Genomic DNA, 13363 nt, shown 5'->3' with positions numbered 1-13363 from the left:
TTGCCAGGGAAGGGGCCCTCAAGGACGCCTTCGCCAGCAAGCTGGCTCCTACAAGGGCTTGATGAAACCGACCGGTACCTGGTCGGTCAGCCACACCCCATTCTCCGCCTGATAGAAGGTGAAACCCTGGGCCTGCATGGCCTGGGCGTCGATCTGCAGGATCACCACCTGGCCATAACGCTGGCCCACGGCCCGGGCGGTATCGAGGTCCTGGGACAGGTGCACGTGATGGCGTGACCCCGGGATCAGTCCTTTCTCGTTGATCGAAGCCATGAAGCGCGTGGCGGTGCCGTGGAAGAGCACGGCGGGCGGTTGCCGGGCCTCCAGCTGCAGTTGCACGTTTTTGTTGGAGTGCCCCTGGACGGCGCGAATCCGCTGGCCGTCGGCGGACAGGGCGAAGCGCTTCTTGTCATTGCCTTCGACCACCAGCGCGATCAGTTCCCGGCTCAGTTGCCGGCCGTGCTTGGCCGCGCCGCTGATCAGCGCGTCGATATCGCCCCAGCCTTCGCTGTCCAGTTCCAGGCCGATGGCATGGGGTTCGTGGCGCAGCACGTAGCTGAGGAACTTGCTGCTTTCCTCGATGATTTTCTGGCTCATGCTCTTCCTTGATAACGGGGGGCCGTTAGATTGCGTTGGCCGGCAAGCCGGCTCCTACGGGGTAGCAGCGGGGCTCAAGGTCAGCGGCGATCAGCGACCACGCCAATCAGCACCAGCACCACCAGCAGCACCGGCGCCAGGCTGTAATTGTTGAACTGGCTCAGGCCGCGGACGATCCACGGTGTCGCATAGATCAGGGCCAGGCCGCTGCCGATCATGCACAGCAGGGCCATCAGCGGCACCCGCAGGGCGCCGGCCATGCCACCCAGGCGTTGTTCGACCCAGCCCTTGATGTCTGCGCCGAACAGCACCAGCAGGCAGCCCACCAGCGCCAGGGAGATTTCCGAAAGGTTGCTGCGACTCCAGCGGGACACGGTGGCAAGCAGGTCGAGTACCAGATCCATGTGATTTCCTTAGATCAGAAAGTATTGCAGCAGGTCGTTGAGGAAGAGTTGCCCACGGGGCGTGGCCGCCAGGCGTGAGGGTTCGACCTGCAACAGGCCGCTTTGTTCGGCCTGGCGCCGGCCTTCGGCGAGGCTCGCCAGGTCCAGCCCGGTGCGCTGGGCGAACAGCGCCGCGTCGACGCCGTCGGTGAGGCGCAGGGCGTTCATCAGGAACTCGAACGGCAGCTCTGCATTGCTCAGGGCCTTCTCGCCGGCCTGGTACTGCTTGGCCGGGTTCAGGTAGTCCTTGGGCAGGCGGGTCTTCCAGGTGCGCAGGATGCGCCCGTCCGGGTGGCTGAGCTTGCCGTGGGCACCGGCGCCGATGCCGATGAAGTCGCCAAAGCTCCAGTAGTTCAGGTTGTGCCGCGCCGCACGGCCCGGCTGGGCGTAGGCCGAGACTTCGTACTGGGCATAGCCGTGCTCTGCCAGCAGGGCCTGGCCGGCTTCCTGGATATCCCACAGGGTGTCGTCTTCCGGCAGCACCGGCGGCTGGTTCCAGAACACTGTGTTGGGCTCCAGGGTCAGCTGGTACCAGGACAGGTGGGTCGGCTTCATGGCGATGGCCTGGCGCAGGTCGCCCAGGGCGTCGTCCAGGGACTGGTCCGGCAGGCCGTGCATCAGGTCCAGGTTGAAGTTGTCGAACCCGGCCTGGCGCGCCATGCCGGCAGCGCGAATGGCTTCATCGCCGTTGTGGATGCGACCCAGGGCCTTGAGTTTCTGTTCCTGGAAGCTCTGGATGCCAATGGACAGGCGATTGATCCCCAGGGCGCGGTAGGCGGTGAACTTCTCTTGCTCGAAGGTCCCGGGGTTGGCTTCCAGGGTGATCTCGATGTCGCTGGCGAAGCGGATGCGCTGTTCCACGCCCTTGAGCAGCCGGCCCAACGCCTGGGCGCTGAACAGGCTGGGGGTGCCGCCGCCGAAGAAGATCGAGCTCAGCTCGCGGCCGTGCACCGCATGCAGGTCCTGGTCGAGGTCGGCCAGCAGGGCGTCGACGTACTCCTCTTCCGGCAGCGTCGGGCTGGCGGCGTGGGAGTTGAAGTCGCAGTACGGGCATTTGCGCACACACCAGGGGATGTGGATGTACAGCGCCAGGGGCGGCAATTGGGGCAGGGCCGCCCGGGGCGTTTGCGCGCCGCCGTGAATCAGCGGCGACGCGGAGGGCTCATGACTCATTTCAGGCCCAGGCGTTGCCGCAGAATGGCCATGGCGCGGGCGCGGTGGCTAAGCTGGTTTTTTTCCACGGGGCCCAGTTCGGCACTGGAGCAGTCACGCTCGGGCACCCAGAACAGCGGGTCGTAGCCAAAGCCGTGCTCGCCGCTGGCGGCGGTCAGGATGCGCCCGTGCCACAGGCCCTCACAGAGGATCGGCAACGGGTCGTCGGCGTGGCGCACCAGGGCCAGGACGCAGACGAACTGCGCGCCGCGCTGGGCTTCGGGCACGTCCTTGAGCGCTTCCAGCAGCTTGGCGTTGTTCGCCGCATCGCCCTGGCCGTCGGCGTAGCGCGCCGAGTAGATGCCCGGCGCGCCGCCGAGGAAGTCCACCGCCAGGCCGGAATCGTCGGCCAATGCCGGCAAGCCGGAAATGCGCGCGGCATTGCGCGCCTTGAGGATGGCGTTTTCGACGAACGACAGGCCGGTTTCTTCCGGCTCGACGCTGCTGAACTCGCCGATCGAGCGCAATTGCACCGAAGCGCCGAGCATGGCCTGGAGTTCTTTGAGTTTGCCGGCGTTATGGCTGGCCAGTACGAGTTGCGTGAGGTTCATTATTCGCCCGGGAATAGCTCTTGGTTGAAGCTGAAGCTGTTGGTGTCACCGCCAGTTTGCACATTGATGGTGAACGTACGGTTTTCCTGCTGCTCCACCGGGAACTGGGCGATGTAGTAGATCGCGCCCTGTTCAGTGATCTGCCGGAAGTTCAGGGTAATACTCTTGCTGGTCAGGTCCTTCACCGTGCCACTGACCTGGGCGACCAGCGGTTTGCCGTCCTTGATCAGGGAGACGTTGATGACCCCCTGGTTCTTGCTGCGGATCAGCTCTGCAGCCTTGGCGATGTCCGGTTGCAGGTAGGTGGAGTTGAAGGTGTTGTAGTGCACGGTAACGTCACCGAACACTTCCTGGCGCTCGCCCTTGATCGGATCCGCCGCCAGGGCCGCAAGGCTCAGGCAGGCAGTCAGTAGAAACGTAATCAAGCGACCCATGATCGTTCTCCTCGATGCAGCGTGGTTAAACCGCGACTTTGTGATCCTGCAGGCCGGGACTGCTGACGCGGTAGATGCCGATCTCTCCTAAGAGATTAGGCCATAGCTTACTGGCCCACCCGTGGCGGTGTTGTTGATCGACGGCAAGGCGATTGATGACCCGGGCTTCGCGCTCGCGGCACAGCTCTTCGAAGTCCTCGAAGGTGCAGAAGTGGATGTTCGGCGTGTTGTACCAGGTGTACGGGAGGAATTCCGAGACCGGCATCCGACCCTTGCTGGCCAGGTACCAGCGGCAGCGCCAGTGACCGAAGTTGGGGAAGGTGATGATGCACTGGCGGCCGACCCTGAGCATCTCGTCGAGGATCTTGTCCGGGTAGTGCACGGCCTGCAGGGCCTGGGTCATGACCACGATATCGAAGCTGTTGCTGGCAAAGTTGCCCAGGCCCTTGTCCAGGTCCTGCTCGATGACGTTGATGCCCTTGGACACGCATTCGGCGATGTTGTCCGGGTCGTTTTCCAGGCCGTAGCCGGTGACTTGCTTGTGTTCCTGCAGCCAGCTCAGCAGCTCGCCGTTGCCGCAGCCCAGGTCGAGGACGCGGCTGCCGGCGGGGATCCATTCCTGGATGATTTCCAGATCGGCTCTCATCGATTCCTCACAAGGTGATGCGGTTCATGTAGTGACTGAAAGCCTGCAGGTAGCGCGGGATCGGGATCAGGAAGGCGTCGTGCCCCTGGGGGGCGTCGATTTCCAGGTAGCAGACGTCCTTGCGCGCGGCCATCAGTGCGTCCACCAGTTCCCGGGAGCGGGCCGGGGAGAAGCGCCAGTCGGTGGTGAAGGACATCACGCAGAACTTGGCAGTGGCGTTGGCGAAGGTCTTGGCCAGGTCATCGTCGAAGTTGGCCGCCGGGTCGAAGTAGTCCAGGGCCTTGGTCATCAGCAGGTAGGTGTTGGCGTCGAAACGCCCGGAGAACTCCTCGCCCTGGTAGCGCAGGTAGCTTTCGACCTGGAACTCGACGCTGTGGAAATCGTAGTTGAGCTTCTCGCTCTTGAGGCCGCGGCCGAATTTCTCGCCCATGGAGTCGTCGGACAGGTAGGTGATATGGCCCACCATCCGCGCCAGCATCAGCCCACGCTTGGGGATCACCCCCTGCTCCTGGAACGAGCCGCCGTGGAACTCGGGATCGGTGAGGATCGCCTGGCGCGCCACTTCGTTGAAGGCGATGTTCTGTGCCGAGAGCTTGGGCGCCGAGGCGATGGCCAGGCAGTGCCGGACCCGGTCCGGGTAGGTGATGGTCCATTGCAGGGCCTGCATGCCGCCGAGGCTGCCGCCGATCACCGCGGCCCATTGGCCGATGCCCAGGCGATCAGCCAGGCGTGCCTGGCTGTGTACCCAGTCTTCCACGGTGAGTACCGGGAAGTCGGCGCCAAATGGCTTGCCGGTGTCCGGGTTGAGGCTGCTGGGTCCGGTGGAGCCGTTGCAGCCGCCGAGGTTGTTGAGGCTGACCACGAAGAACTTGTTGGTGTCGATCGGCTTGCCCGGGCCAATGCAGCTGTCCCACCAACCGGGCTTGCGGTCGTCGGGACTGTGGTAGCCGGCGGCATGGTGATGGCCGGACAGGGCGTGGCAGATCAGAACCGCATTGCTGGCGCTGGCGTTGAGCTGGCCGTAGGTTTCATAGACCAGGTCGTAAGCGGCCAGCGCGCGTCCGCAGGCCAGGGCCAGAGGATCGTTGAAGTGCGCTGTTTGCGGCGTGACCAGACCAACAGAATCGGGGGGGAAGGCAGTTGGCATCGACCCTGCTCTCATTTAAATGAGGCGTAAGTCTAAAGACCGCTGCACCCAGCGGCAAGCAAAGCCCGGGGCTGTGTTCGTTGCGGGAAATGACCTGGGAGGTTCGCTGGCAAGCCAGCTCCTACAGCGGACACAGGACGTAGGAGCCGGCTTGCCGGCGAATCAGGCGGGGCGAGCCAGCCCCGGCAGCTCCGGCAGCTTCTTCGGCGCTTGCAGGCGCACCCGCTTTTGCCGGTTCAGCTCGCCGCTAACCAGGCTGACGTGGCTCTTGGGAATGCCGAAGGCCTTGGCCAGGAACGCCATCAGGTGGGCATTGGCCTTGCCTTCGACGGGCGGGGCGGTCAGGCGGATCTTCAGGCGATCACCGTGCAGGCCAGCGAACTCATCGCTGCTGGCCTTGGGTTGCAGGTGACAATCGAGGATCAGATCGTCACCGTCCCAGCGGAAATAGCTCATCAGATCAGGCCAAACAGCTCACGGGGCATGAAGGTGTAGAACGCCATCCGTGGGATCAGCCACTGTTGCAGCAGCTGGATCACGATGAAGGCCAGGATCGGCGAGATGTCCAGGCCGCCCAGGTTCGGCACGATACGGCGGAACGGCGCCAGGAACGGCTCGCTGATCTGGTAGGCCAGTTCGGCGCCCGGGCTCTGGCTGCCAGGGGCGACCCAGGACAGAATCACGCTGATGATCATGGCGAAGAACCAGATCTTCAGCAGCAGGGCGAAGATGCCGATCGGGGCCCAGAGCAGCAGGCCAAGCACGTTGAAGGGGATGTAGCTGAGGGTGAGGATGACGGCGAACAGCACCATCTGCACGATCAGCGCCAGCACCAGCGAGGACAGGTCCAGGCCGAACACGCTGGGGATGATCCGGCGCATGGGCTTGAGCAGTGGCTGGGTGGCCCGCACGATGAACTGGCAGATCGGGTTGTAGAAGTTGGCCCGTACCACTTGCAGGATGAAGCGCAGCAGGACCACCAGCAGATACAGGCTGCCGAGGGTCTGGATGACGAAAATGGCAGCGTCGTTGAGTCCGAACATCATTGATTCCTTTGTAAGGGCGAATTAACGGCCGAGTTGTTCAGCCATTTCGGCCGAGCGGTGCGCGGCGGCACCCAATGCTTTTTCCACCAGGGCTTCAAAACCGTCAGCCTGGAAGGATTTGATCGCCGCCTCCGTGGTGCCGGCCGGCGAGGTCACGCGGCGGCGCAGTTCGGCGGCGTCGACATCACTGGAAACCGCCATGTGGGCAGCCCCCAGAGCGGTCTGCAGGGTCAGTTGGGCGGCGGTTTCCCGCGGCAGGCCGAGTTTTTCCCCGGCCGCGGTCATGGCCTCGATCAGCAGGAAGAAATACGCCGGTCCGCTGCCGGAGACAGCGGTCACTGCATCCAGTTGCTGTTCCTGTTCCAGCCACAGGGCGATGCCGACGGCGGACAGCAGCGCCTCGGCCTGGTGGCGTTGCTCGGCGCTGACCCGGGCGGTGGCGTACAGGCCACTGACGCCCTGGCGCAGCAGCGCCGGGGTGTTGGGCATGCAGCGCACGATCGGCTGCTCGCCGAGCCACTGGTTCATGCTGGCGCAGGTGATGCCGGCGGCGATGGACACCACCAGTTGCTGCGGCTTCAGGCTCGGGCGCAGGGCCTCGCACACCGCTTTCATGGCCTGGGGCTTGACCGCCAGGACGATCACCTCGACGCCGTCGATGGCCTCGGCGTTATCGGCAAACACCTGGATGCCGTGTTCGGCGGCTACCTTGGCACGGGTTTGCTCGCCCGGGTCGCTGGCGCGGATCTGCGAGGCATCCAGGCCCTTGGCCCGCAGGCCACCGATCAGGCTGGCCGCCATGTTGCCGGCACCGATAAAAGCGATACGAGTGGTGTTCATGACAGGTCCTTATGTGAGGTCGGGGTCAGTCGCATCAGGACTGACTGTAGTCGCGGGCACCAAACAGCGCGGTACCGATCCGCACCCAGGTGGCGCCTTGGGCGATGGCCGCTTCCAGATCGTGGCTCATGCCCATGGAAAGTGTGTCCAGGGGCAGCCCGAGGCTGTCCCGCAGTTGGTTGTTCAAGGCCTGAACCGCGGCGAAGGCCGCGTCCTGGGCATCCCGATCCTCGGTGGGTTCGGGGATTGCCATCAAGCCGCGCAGTTGCAGGCGTGGCAAGGCGCTGATGGCGGCCGCCAGGGCGGGCAGCTCGGCTGGGGCGCAGCCGGACTTGCTGGCCTCGCCACTGACATTCACCTGAATGCAGATGTTCAGCGGCGCGAGCTCGGCGGGGCGCTGCTCGGACAGGCGTTGGGCAATTTTCAGACGGTCCACGGAATGCACCCAGTCGAAGTGTTCGGCGATAGCGCGAGTCTTGTTCGACTGAATGGGGCCGATGAAGTGCCAACTCAAGGGCAGGTCGGCCAATTCCTGCTGTTTGCCCAGGGCTTCCTGCAGGTAGTTTTCGCCGAAGTCACACAGACCTGCGGCATGGGCTTCGCGCAGGGCCGCGGCGGGCTTGGTCTTGCTCACGGCCAGCAATCGGACGCTGTCCGGGTTACGCTGCGCGACCTGGCAGGCGCTGCGGATCCGCTCGGCTACCTGGGCAATGTTGTCTGCTATCGTGGACATTCGATTCCGTCTCAAAAGTACCTGCGACCGGCTGCCTGCGACCCTGGCCGCCACCTGCCGCGTGAATCCACCAGACCCGGTCTGCCAGCCGGCCCGAGCAATGCTCAAGGGCCGCGCCGGAGGTTGTCCGCCACCGGGCAATTGAATCTGCCGGGCGTACAGGGGTCTGAAGCTCGCGGCATTCTACTGGAATTGGGGAGCACTATGGACATCACCGAACTCCTGGCCCTGAGCGTCTCCCTGGGCGCTTCCGACCTGCATCTGTCTGCCGGGTTGGCGCCCATGCTGCGCATCGATGGCGATATCCGGCCGAGTGGTGGCCCGCCCCTGGACGCGGAGCAGGTGCAGGTGTTGATCCAGGGGCTGATGAGCGAGCCGCAGCGTCAGGCATTTGCTGCCCATCAGGACCTCGATTTTGCCTATGAACTGCCAGGCCTGGCGCGATTTCGGGTCAATGCCTTCCGGCACGCTCGGGGCGCTGGCGCAGTACTGCGCCTGATTCCCCAGCGCGTACGGAGCCTGGAGGAGCTGGGGCTGGGTGAAGTATTTCGACAGATTACCGAGCTGCCCCGGGGGTTGGTGCTGGTGACCGGGCCCACCGGCAGCGGCAAGTCCACCACCCTGGCGGCGATGATCGATCACCTCAACCAGCATCGGCAGCAGCATATCCTCACCATCGAGGATCCCATCGAGTTCATCCATCCGCAGAAAAACTGCCTGGTCCACCAGCGCGAGGTGCAACGCGATACCCAAGGGTTTGCCACGGCGCTGCGCGCGGCCTTGCGGGAGGACCCGGACGTGATTCTGCTGGGAGAGCTAAGGGACCTGGAAACCATCCGCCTGGCGCTCACCGCCGCGGAAACCGGGCACCTGGTGTTCGCCACCCTGCATACCTCGTCGGCCGCCAAGAGCATCGATCGGCTGGTGGATGTATTCCCGGGAGAGGAGAAAGCCCTGGTGCGCTCGATGCTGGCCGAGTCGCTGCAGGCGGTGGTTGCCCAGGTGCTGGTGAAGAAAGTCGGTGGCGGCCGGGTGGCGGCCCACGAGATCATGCTGGGCAGCCCGGCCATTCGTAACCTGATCCGCGAGGATAAGGTGGCGCAGATGTATTCGGCGATCCAGACCGGGGGCGGCCAAGGCATGCGCACCCTGGACATGAGCCTCAAGGCATTGCTCGCGCAGGGGCTGATCAGCCGCGATCAGGCCCGGGAGCAGGCGCGGATGCCGGAGAGCTTTTGACGGGGCTGGAAATGCATTCGCCGGCAAGCCGGCTCCTACAGGTGGGTGTAGGAGCCGGCTTGCCGGCGAAGCGGGGTATCAGCGTTGCACGACCCGCAGGGGCGCGTGCTCCTTGGGCAGGACCCGCTTGGCAACCACGTAGTGGCTCTGCCAGTAGGGTTTTTTCAGCGTGTCGATGGTCACCGCCTTGCCGCGCCGCGGGGCGTGGATGAAGCGGTCTTCGCCCAGGTAGATGGCGACGTGGTTGACCTTGCGGCTCTTGATGTTGAAGAACAGCAGGTCGCCGGGTTTCAGGTCCTTGCGCTCGACCTTCTGCCCGTGGCCGCTGGCCATGGCATTGGAGGTGCGTGGCAGGTCCACGGCGGCGACGTCGTTGAAGGCATAGCGCACCAGGCCGCTGCAGTCGAAGCCTTTACTTGGGCTGCTGCCGCCCCAACGATAGGGTGTACCGAGGACGTTGACCGCGCGGCTGAGGACCGTGGTGCTCGGCCGGCCGGCGTTGTTGGCCACCAGCTTGCTGTCGGCCTTGCTCAGGCGGGTGGGGTGCTTGATCGAAGTCTTGTTCTTGGCGGTGACCGTCGAAACGTGAGGTTTCGGGGTGTAGCCATTAACGTTGGGAAGTCGTTGCTCACGGTTGGTGGCGTGGGCGGCCAGTGGCATTAATAGGCAAATGGTTAGCCATGTCTTGAAAAATGGACGCATTAGGCAAGGCTCTTATTTGGTTAGCGCGCAACTTTATAACAGCTTTCAGGTCACTTCCGAGGCCGTTTGTCGATTCAACCTTGGGGTCAACTTCGGCAAAGAGGTGGCAACTTGACGCAGAAAACCGTCAGAAGTCAGGCAGTACAAGGCTTTGGCGCAAGAGAAGGTAACATTGGTCACACGTCGAACGCCTGTAAAAAAGTCACAAAGTTTTTAAGAATATTTATCTATCACCTGCAAAGAGGCTCTTAATGAACACCTATCGTCAGGATGCATCCGCCCATGACACCCATAGCAAGGTGATCGGCTACCTGTTGTGGATCTTCGGTTTTACCGGTGCCCACCGCTTCTATTACGGCAAGCCGGTGACCGGGACCATCTGGTTCTTCACCTTCGGTCTGCTGGGCATTGGCTGGCTGATCGACTTGTTCCTGATTCCGTCCATGGACCGGGAAGCCGACCTTCGCTTTACCGCAGGTCCGGTGGAATACAGCGTGGCCTGGATTCTGCTGACCTTCCTCGGGGTTTTCGGCGTGCACCGCATGTACCAGGGCAAATGGCTGAGCGGGGTGCTCTACCTGTTCACCGGCGGCCTGTTCTTCCTCGGGGTGCTGTACGACTTCTGGACCCTGAACGATCAGGTATCCCTGGAAAACGCCAAGCGCCGTTGATCCCGTCATCGGCGCAGGCGGTGCTGGCGCAGCATGTAGCCACTGCCGCAGGGCGCCATCAGCAGCGGCGGCTCCTTCGGAGCCGTTCGCAACCTGCGGCAGCGGCTACAGGGTGTTTGCCAGGCAATCAGCCCTGATAGCTGATATGCCCGTCCACCAGGGTGTAGCGCACCGCGCCCGGCAGGCTATGGCCGAGGAACGGGCAGTTTTCGCCCTTGGACAGCCAGCGCTCGCCGGCCACGGTGGAACTGGCCGGGTCGAACAGCACCAGGTCCGCCGCACCACCGGCTGCCAGCTTGCCTGCCGGCAGGCGCAAGGCCGCGGCCGGGCCGGCACTCAGGCGGGCCAGCAGGGTCGGCAGGTCCAGCAGGCCGTCCTGCACCAGGGTCAGGGCCAGGGGTAGCAACAGCTCGACGCTGCTGATGCCCGGCTCGGTGGCGCCGAACGGCGCCAGCTTGGCGTCCCGTTCGTGGGGCTGGTGATGGCTGGAAATGGCTTGCACCACCCCGGACTTCACTGCCGCGCGCAGAGCGTCACGGTCGGCCCGCGAGCGCAGCGGTGGCTGCACGTGATACAGGCTGGAGAAGTCGATCAGCGCCTCGTCGGTGAGGATCAGCTGGTACAGCGCCACATCGGCGGTCACTGGCAGGCCGCGGGCTTGCGCCTGGGCAATCAGTTCCACGCCGCGGGCGCTGGTCAGCTGGCTGAAGTGCGCGCGCACGCCGCTCTGTTCCACCAGCAGCAGGTCCCGGGCCAGGGCCACGGTTTCCGCGCTCTCCGGAATGCCCGGCAGGCCGAGGAAGCTGGCGGTGGGGCCTTCGTGGGCCAGGCCGCCTTCGGCCAGGTCACGGTCCTGGGAGTGAAAGATCACCGTCAGGTCGAAGGTGGCGGCGTATTCCAGGGCACGGCACAGGGTGCGGGTGCTGCGAAAGCCTTCCAGGCCGTTGCCGAAGGCCACGCAACCGGCATCGCGCAGGGCAATCAGCTCAGCCAACTGTTCGCCTTCCAGGCCCTTGCTCAAGGCGCCGATGGGGAACACCTTGCTGTTGCCGGCTTCGCGGGCGCGGTCGAGGATCAGCTCGGCCACGGCCGAGGTGTCCAGTACCGGCTTGGTCCGCGGTGGGCAGCACAGGCTGGTGACGCCGCCGGCCGCGGCAGCGCGGGTTTCGCTGGCGATGCTGCCCTTGCGGCTGTAGCCCGGCTCGCGCAGGGCGACGCTCAGGTCCACCAGGCCGGGTGCGGCCACCAGGCCCTTGGCGTCGATAACGGTGACGGCATTGAAACCGCCGGGAGCGGCGCCGATGGCGACGATCTTGCCGGCTTCCAGATGCAGATCAGTGGTTTGATCCAGGCCGCTGCTTGGATCGATGACGCGGGCGCCGAGAATGCTGAGCTTCACTGGGCGTTCTCCTGCTCGAATTGTCGCTGGGCGGTCTGCCCGCTCATGGCCATGGACAGTACCGCCATGCGCACTGCGATGCCGTAGGTCACCTGGTTGAGGATCACCGAATGCGGGCCGTCGGCCACCGCCGATTCGATCTCCACGCCGCGGTTGATCGGGCCCGGGTGCATGACGATGGCATCGGGCTTGGCCCCGGCCAGGCGTGCGGTGGTCAGGCCGAACAGGCGGTAGAACTCGCCTTCGCTGGGCAAGAGGCCGCCCTGCATGCGCTCACGTTGCAGGCGCAGCATGATCACCACGTCCACATCTTTCAGGCCTTCGGTCATGTCGGTGTAGACCTTCACGCCGTACTGTTCGATGCCGATGGGCAGCAGGGTTTTCGGCGCGATCACGCGGATGTCCGGGCAGCCGAGGGTTTTCAGCGCCAGCATGTTCGAGCGCGCTACCCGCGAGTGCAGGATGTCGCCGACGATGGCCACCGAAAGGTTCTCGAAGCCGCCCTTGTGCCGGCGGATGGTCAGCATGTCGAGCATGCCCTGGGTCGGGTGGGCGTGACGGCCGTCGCCGCCATTGATGATCGCCACCTGCGGGCACACGTGTTCGGCGATGAAGTGCGCGGCGCCGGAATCGCCGTGGCGGACCACGAACATGTCGGCGGCCATGGCTTCGAGGTTGCGCAGGGTGTCCAGCAGGGTTTCACCCTTGCTCGCCGAAGAGGTCGAGACATTCAGGGTGATCACGTCCGCCGACAGCCGCTGGGCCGCCAGTTCGAAGGTGGTGCGGGTGCGGGTGGAGTTCTCGAAGAACACGTTGCATACGGTCTTGCCGCGCAGCAACGGGACTTTCTTCACCGCCCGGGCGCCGACTTCGAGGAACGAGTCGGCGGTGTCGAGGATTTCCGTCAGCAGCTCGCGGTTCAGGCCGTCGAGGGACAGGAAGTGGCGCAGCTGGCCCTGATCGTTGAGCTGCAGCGGGCGCTTGGCGTCTAGAGGCGTCATCGCAATGGACTCTTAAAAGGGCGAGTTAGAGGGCGAGGTCTTGGAGCTCGAGTTGAAGCGGCGCAGGACCGGACAATTTTACCCGCTCGTGGGCCGCCAGCGACAGGGTCGCGCCCACCACATTCGGACGGATCGGCAATTCACCGGCATCCAGGTCCAGCAGGCAGACCAGGGTCACGCTGGCCGGGCGGCCATAGTCGAACAGCTCGTTGAGGGCGGCGCGGATGGTCCGGCCGCTCATCAGTACGTCATCGATCAATACCAGGTGCTGGCCTTCGATCTCGAACGGCAGTTCCGAAGGGCGTACCTGCGGGTGTAGGCCGTTCTGGCTGAAGTCGTCGCGGTAGAAGGACACATCCAGGGTGCCCAGGGGCGAGTCGCTGCCCAGGGCCTCCAGCAGGGCCTGGGCCACCCACACGCCGCCGGTACGGATACCGATGAAGCGTGGTTCGCTGATGGCGCGCTTGGCCAGGTGAGCATTGAGATCAGCGGCCATCTGGCTGATCAGGGCGGCGGGATTGGGCAGGCTCATGGTGGCTCCTTCGTGGGCTCGCGCCTGCTGCCGGGCAGCAGGCGCGTGGACTTAGAACCTGTTCAGGATCTGCTGCGCTTAGCTGATGCGGCGTTAAAAACGGCTTCGAAATGCTCATTGTAGGTGCCTAAATTCTGCTTTCTTTGCCATTTTTGCCTTGCCTGAGCGTC

Annotated in this window: 17 protein-coding genes; 2 read left to right on the top strand and 15 right to left on the bottom strand. The window is 64.3% G+C overall.

From position 1 onward, the window contains the following. Positions 1 to 48 precede the first annotated feature (48 nt). The 11 genes from ACZ5BO_RS33025 to ACZ5BO_RS32975 all read right to left on the bottom strand — a co-directional run bounded on the left by ACZ5BO_RS33025 (position 49) and on the right by ACZ5BO_RS32975 (position 7649). A complete protein-coding gene (locus tag ACZ5BO_RS33025; protein ID WP_464697529.1) occupies positions 49 to 597 on the bottom strand; it encodes an RNA 2'-phosphotransferase in 549 nt (182 codons plus the stop codon). Positions 598 to 677: 80 nt separating this feature from the next. Further along, positions 678 to 1001, bottom strand: a complete 324-nt coding sequence (locus ACZ5BO_RS33020; RefSeq protein WP_025131029.1) for a DUF3392 domain-containing protein — start codon at positions 999 to 1001, stop codon at positions 678 to 680. Between the two features lie 9 nt (positions 1002 to 1010). Continuing rightward, positions 1011 to 2213 (bottom strand): radical SAM family heme chaperone HemW, encoded by a 1203-nt coding sequence (gene hemW / locus ACZ5BO_RS33015; protein ID WP_025131030.1) that lies wholly within the window; start codon positions 2211 to 2213, stop codon positions 1011 to 1013. Continuing rightward, positions 2210 to 2806, bottom strand: coding sequence for an RdgB/HAM1 family non-canonical purine NTP pyrophosphatase (rdgB, locus tag ACZ5BO_RS33010; RefSeq protein ID WP_025131031.1), 597 nt, complete (start codon positions 2804 to 2806; stop codon positions 2210 to 2212). The genes hemW and rdgB overlap by 4 nt, the downstream gene beginning before the upstream one ends. Next, on the bottom strand, positions 2803 to 3237 hold the full coding sequence (locus ACZ5BO_RS33005; protein ID WP_464697528.1) for a DUF4426 domain-containing protein: 435 nt from the start codon (positions 3235 to 3237) through the stop codon (positions 2803 to 2805). The genes rdgB and ACZ5BO_RS33005 overlap by 4 nt, the downstream gene beginning before the upstream one ends. A gap of 25 nt (positions 3238 to 3262) precedes the next feature. Next, positions 3263 to 3883 carry a methionine biosynthesis protein MetW gene (gene metW / locus ACZ5BO_RS33000; protein WP_025131033.1) on the bottom strand — a complete coding sequence of 207 codons (621 nt, stop codon included), beginning with the start codon at positions 3881 to 3883 and terminating at the stop codon, positions 3263 to 3265. Positions 3884 to 3890: 7 nt separating this feature from the next. Further along, entirely contained in the window at positions 3891 to 5030 is a 1140-nt protein-coding gene (metX, locus tag ACZ5BO_RS32995; protein WP_025131034.1) for a homoserine O-succinyltransferase MetX, read from the bottom strand. Between the two features lie 162 nt (positions 5031 to 5192). Continuing rightward, positions 5193 to 5486 carry a DUF167 domain-containing protein gene (locus ACZ5BO_RS32990; protein ID WP_025131035.1) on the bottom strand — a complete coding sequence of 98 codons (294 nt, stop codon included), beginning with the start codon at positions 5484 to 5486 and terminating at the stop codon, positions 5193 to 5195. Continuing rightward, positions 5486 to 6073: a YggT family protein gene (locus ACZ5BO_RS32985; RefSeq protein WP_464697527.1), complete on the bottom strand. Its 588-nt coding sequence runs from the start codon at positions 6071 to 6073 to the stop codon at positions 5486 to 5488. The genes ACZ5BO_RS32990 and ACZ5BO_RS32985 overlap by 1 nt, the downstream gene beginning before the upstream one ends. A gap of 24 nt (positions 6074 to 6097) precedes the next feature. After that, positions 6098 to 6916: a pyrroline-5-carboxylate reductase gene (gene proC, locus ACZ5BO_RS32980; protein ID WP_025131037.1), complete on the bottom strand. Its 819-nt coding sequence runs from the start codon at positions 6914 to 6916 to the stop codon at positions 6098 to 6100. A gap of 34 nt (positions 6917 to 6950) precedes the next feature. Next, entirely contained in the window at positions 6951 to 7649 is a 699-nt protein-coding gene (locus tag ACZ5BO_RS32975) for a YggS family pyridoxal phosphate-dependent enzyme (RefSeq protein WP_025131038.1), read from the bottom strand. A gap of 204 nt (positions 7650 to 7853) precedes the next feature. On the opposite strand from ACZ5BO_RS32975, the gene ACZ5BO_RS32970 reads away from it, so the two are divergent. Next, positions 7854 to 8888 carry a type IV pilus twitching motility protein PilT gene (locus ACZ5BO_RS32970; RefSeq protein ID WP_464697526.1) on the top strand — a complete coding sequence of 345 codons (1035 nt, stop codon included), beginning with the start codon at positions 7854 to 7856 and terminating at the stop codon, positions 8886 to 8888. 78 nt (positions 8889 to 8966) lie between these two features. Here the strand turns inward: ACZ5BO_RS32970 and ACZ5BO_RS32965 are convergent, their stop codons facing one another. Beyond that, on the bottom strand, positions 8967 to 9590 hold the full coding sequence (locus ACZ5BO_RS32965) for a C40 family peptidase (RefSeq protein WP_047289730.1): 624 nt from the start codon (positions 9588 to 9590) through the stop codon (positions 8967 to 8969). Between the two features lie 251 nt (positions 9591 to 9841). On the opposite strand from ACZ5BO_RS32965, the gene ACZ5BO_RS32960 reads away from it, so the two are divergent. Further along, entirely contained in the window at positions 9842 to 10261 is a 420-nt protein-coding gene (locus tag ACZ5BO_RS32960) for an NINE protein (protein ID WP_025131041.1), read from the top strand. Positions 10262 to 10388: 127 nt separating this feature from the next. Here the strand turns inward: ACZ5BO_RS32960 and ACZ5BO_RS32955 are convergent, their stop codons facing one another. Genes ACZ5BO_RS32955 through pyrR form a run of 3 tightly spaced genes read right to left on the bottom strand, consistent with a single transcriptional unit; the run spans position 10389 to position 13193 of the window. Next, positions 10389 to 11660: a dihydroorotase gene (locus tag ACZ5BO_RS32955; protein ID WP_464697525.1), complete on the bottom strand. Its 1272-nt coding sequence runs from the start codon at positions 11658 to 11660 to the stop codon at positions 10389 to 10391. Continuing rightward, the gene (locus tag ACZ5BO_RS32950) at positions 11657 to 12661 is read right to left on the bottom strand and encodes an aspartate carbamoyltransferase catalytic subunit (protein ID WP_011064007.1); all 1005 of its coding nucleotides are present in this window, start codon (positions 12659 to 12661) and stop codon (positions 11657 to 11659) included. Before ACZ5BO_RS32950 ends, ACZ5BO_RS32955 begins: the two co-directional genes overlap by 4 nt. A gap of 25 nt (positions 12662 to 12686) precedes the next feature. After that, positions 12687 to 13193 (bottom strand): bifunctional pyr operon transcriptional regulator/uracil phosphoribosyltransferase PyrR, encoded by a 507-nt coding sequence (gene pyrR / locus ACZ5BO_RS32945; protein ID WP_025131043.1) that lies wholly within the window; start codon positions 13191 to 13193, stop codon positions 12687 to 12689. Between the last annotated feature and the right edge of the window lie 170 nt (positions 13194 to 13363).

The sequence above is a fragment of the Pseudomonas sp. FFPRI_1 genome (assembly GCF_055384485.1).
The sequence above is the reverse complement of the archived record's forward strand: the minus strand, read 5'-3'. Positions and strand labels throughout refer to the sequence as shown.

Bases quoted from the DNA above. Each gene is read 5' to 3' on its own strand.
- ACZ5BO_RS33025 (WP_464697529.1), bottom strand. From the start codon at position 597: ATGAGCCAGAAAATCATCGAGGAAAGCAGCAAGTTCCTCAGCTACGTG.
- ACZ5BO_RS33020 (WP_025131029.1), bottom strand. From the start codon at position 1,001: ATGGATCTGGTACTCGACCTGCTTGCCACCGTGTCCCGCTGGAGTCGC.
- hemW (WP_025131030.1), bottom strand. From the start codon at position 2,213: ATGAGTCATGAGCCCTCCGCGTCGCCGCTGATTCACGGCGGCGCGCAA.
- ACZ5BO_RS33005 (WP_464697528.1), bottom strand. From the start codon at position 3,237: ATGGGTCGCTTGATTACGTTTCTACTGACTGCCTGCCTGAGCCTTGCG.
- metW (WP_025131033.1), bottom strand. From the start codon at position 3,883: ATGAGAGCCGATCTGGAAATCATCCAGGAATGGATCCCCGCCGGCAGC.
- metX (WP_025131034.1), bottom strand. From the start codon at position 5,030: ATGCCAACTGCCTTCCCCCCCGATTCTGTTGGTCTGGTCACGCCGCAA.
- ACZ5BO_RS32990 (WP_025131035.1), bottom strand. From the start codon at position 5,486: ATGAGCTATTTCCGCTGGGACGGTGACGATCTGATCCTCGATTGTCAC.
- ACZ5BO_RS32985 (WP_464697527.1), bottom strand. From the start codon at position 6,073: ATGTTCGGACTCAACGACGCTGCCATTTTCGTCATCCAGACCCTCGGC.
- proC (WP_025131037.1), bottom strand. From the start codon at position 6,916: ATGAACACCACTCGTATCGCTTTTATCGGTGCCGGCAACATGGCGGCC.
- ACZ5BO_RS32975 (WP_025131038.1), bottom strand. From the start codon at position 7,649: ATGTCCACGATAGCAGACAACATTGCCCAGGTAGCCGAGCGGATCCGC.
- ACZ5BO_RS32970 (WP_464697526.1), top strand. From the start codon at position 7,854: ATGGACATCACCGAACTCCTGGCCCTGAGCGTCTCCCTGGGCGCTTCC.
- ACZ5BO_RS32965 (WP_047289730.1), bottom strand. From the start codon at position 9,590: ATGCGTCCATTTTTCAAGACATGGCTAACCATTTGCCTATTAATGCCA.
- ACZ5BO_RS32960 (WP_025131041.1), top strand. From the start codon at position 9,842: ATGAACACCTATCGTCAGGATGCATCCGCCCATGACACCCATAGCAAG.
- ACZ5BO_RS32950 (WP_011064007.1), bottom strand. From the start codon at position 12,661: ATGACGCCTCTAGACGCCAAGCGCCCGCTGCAGCTCAACGATCAGGGC.
- pyrR (WP_025131043.1), bottom strand. From the start codon at position 13,193: ATGAGCCTGCCCAATCCCGCCGCCCTGATCAGCCAGATGGCCGCTGAT.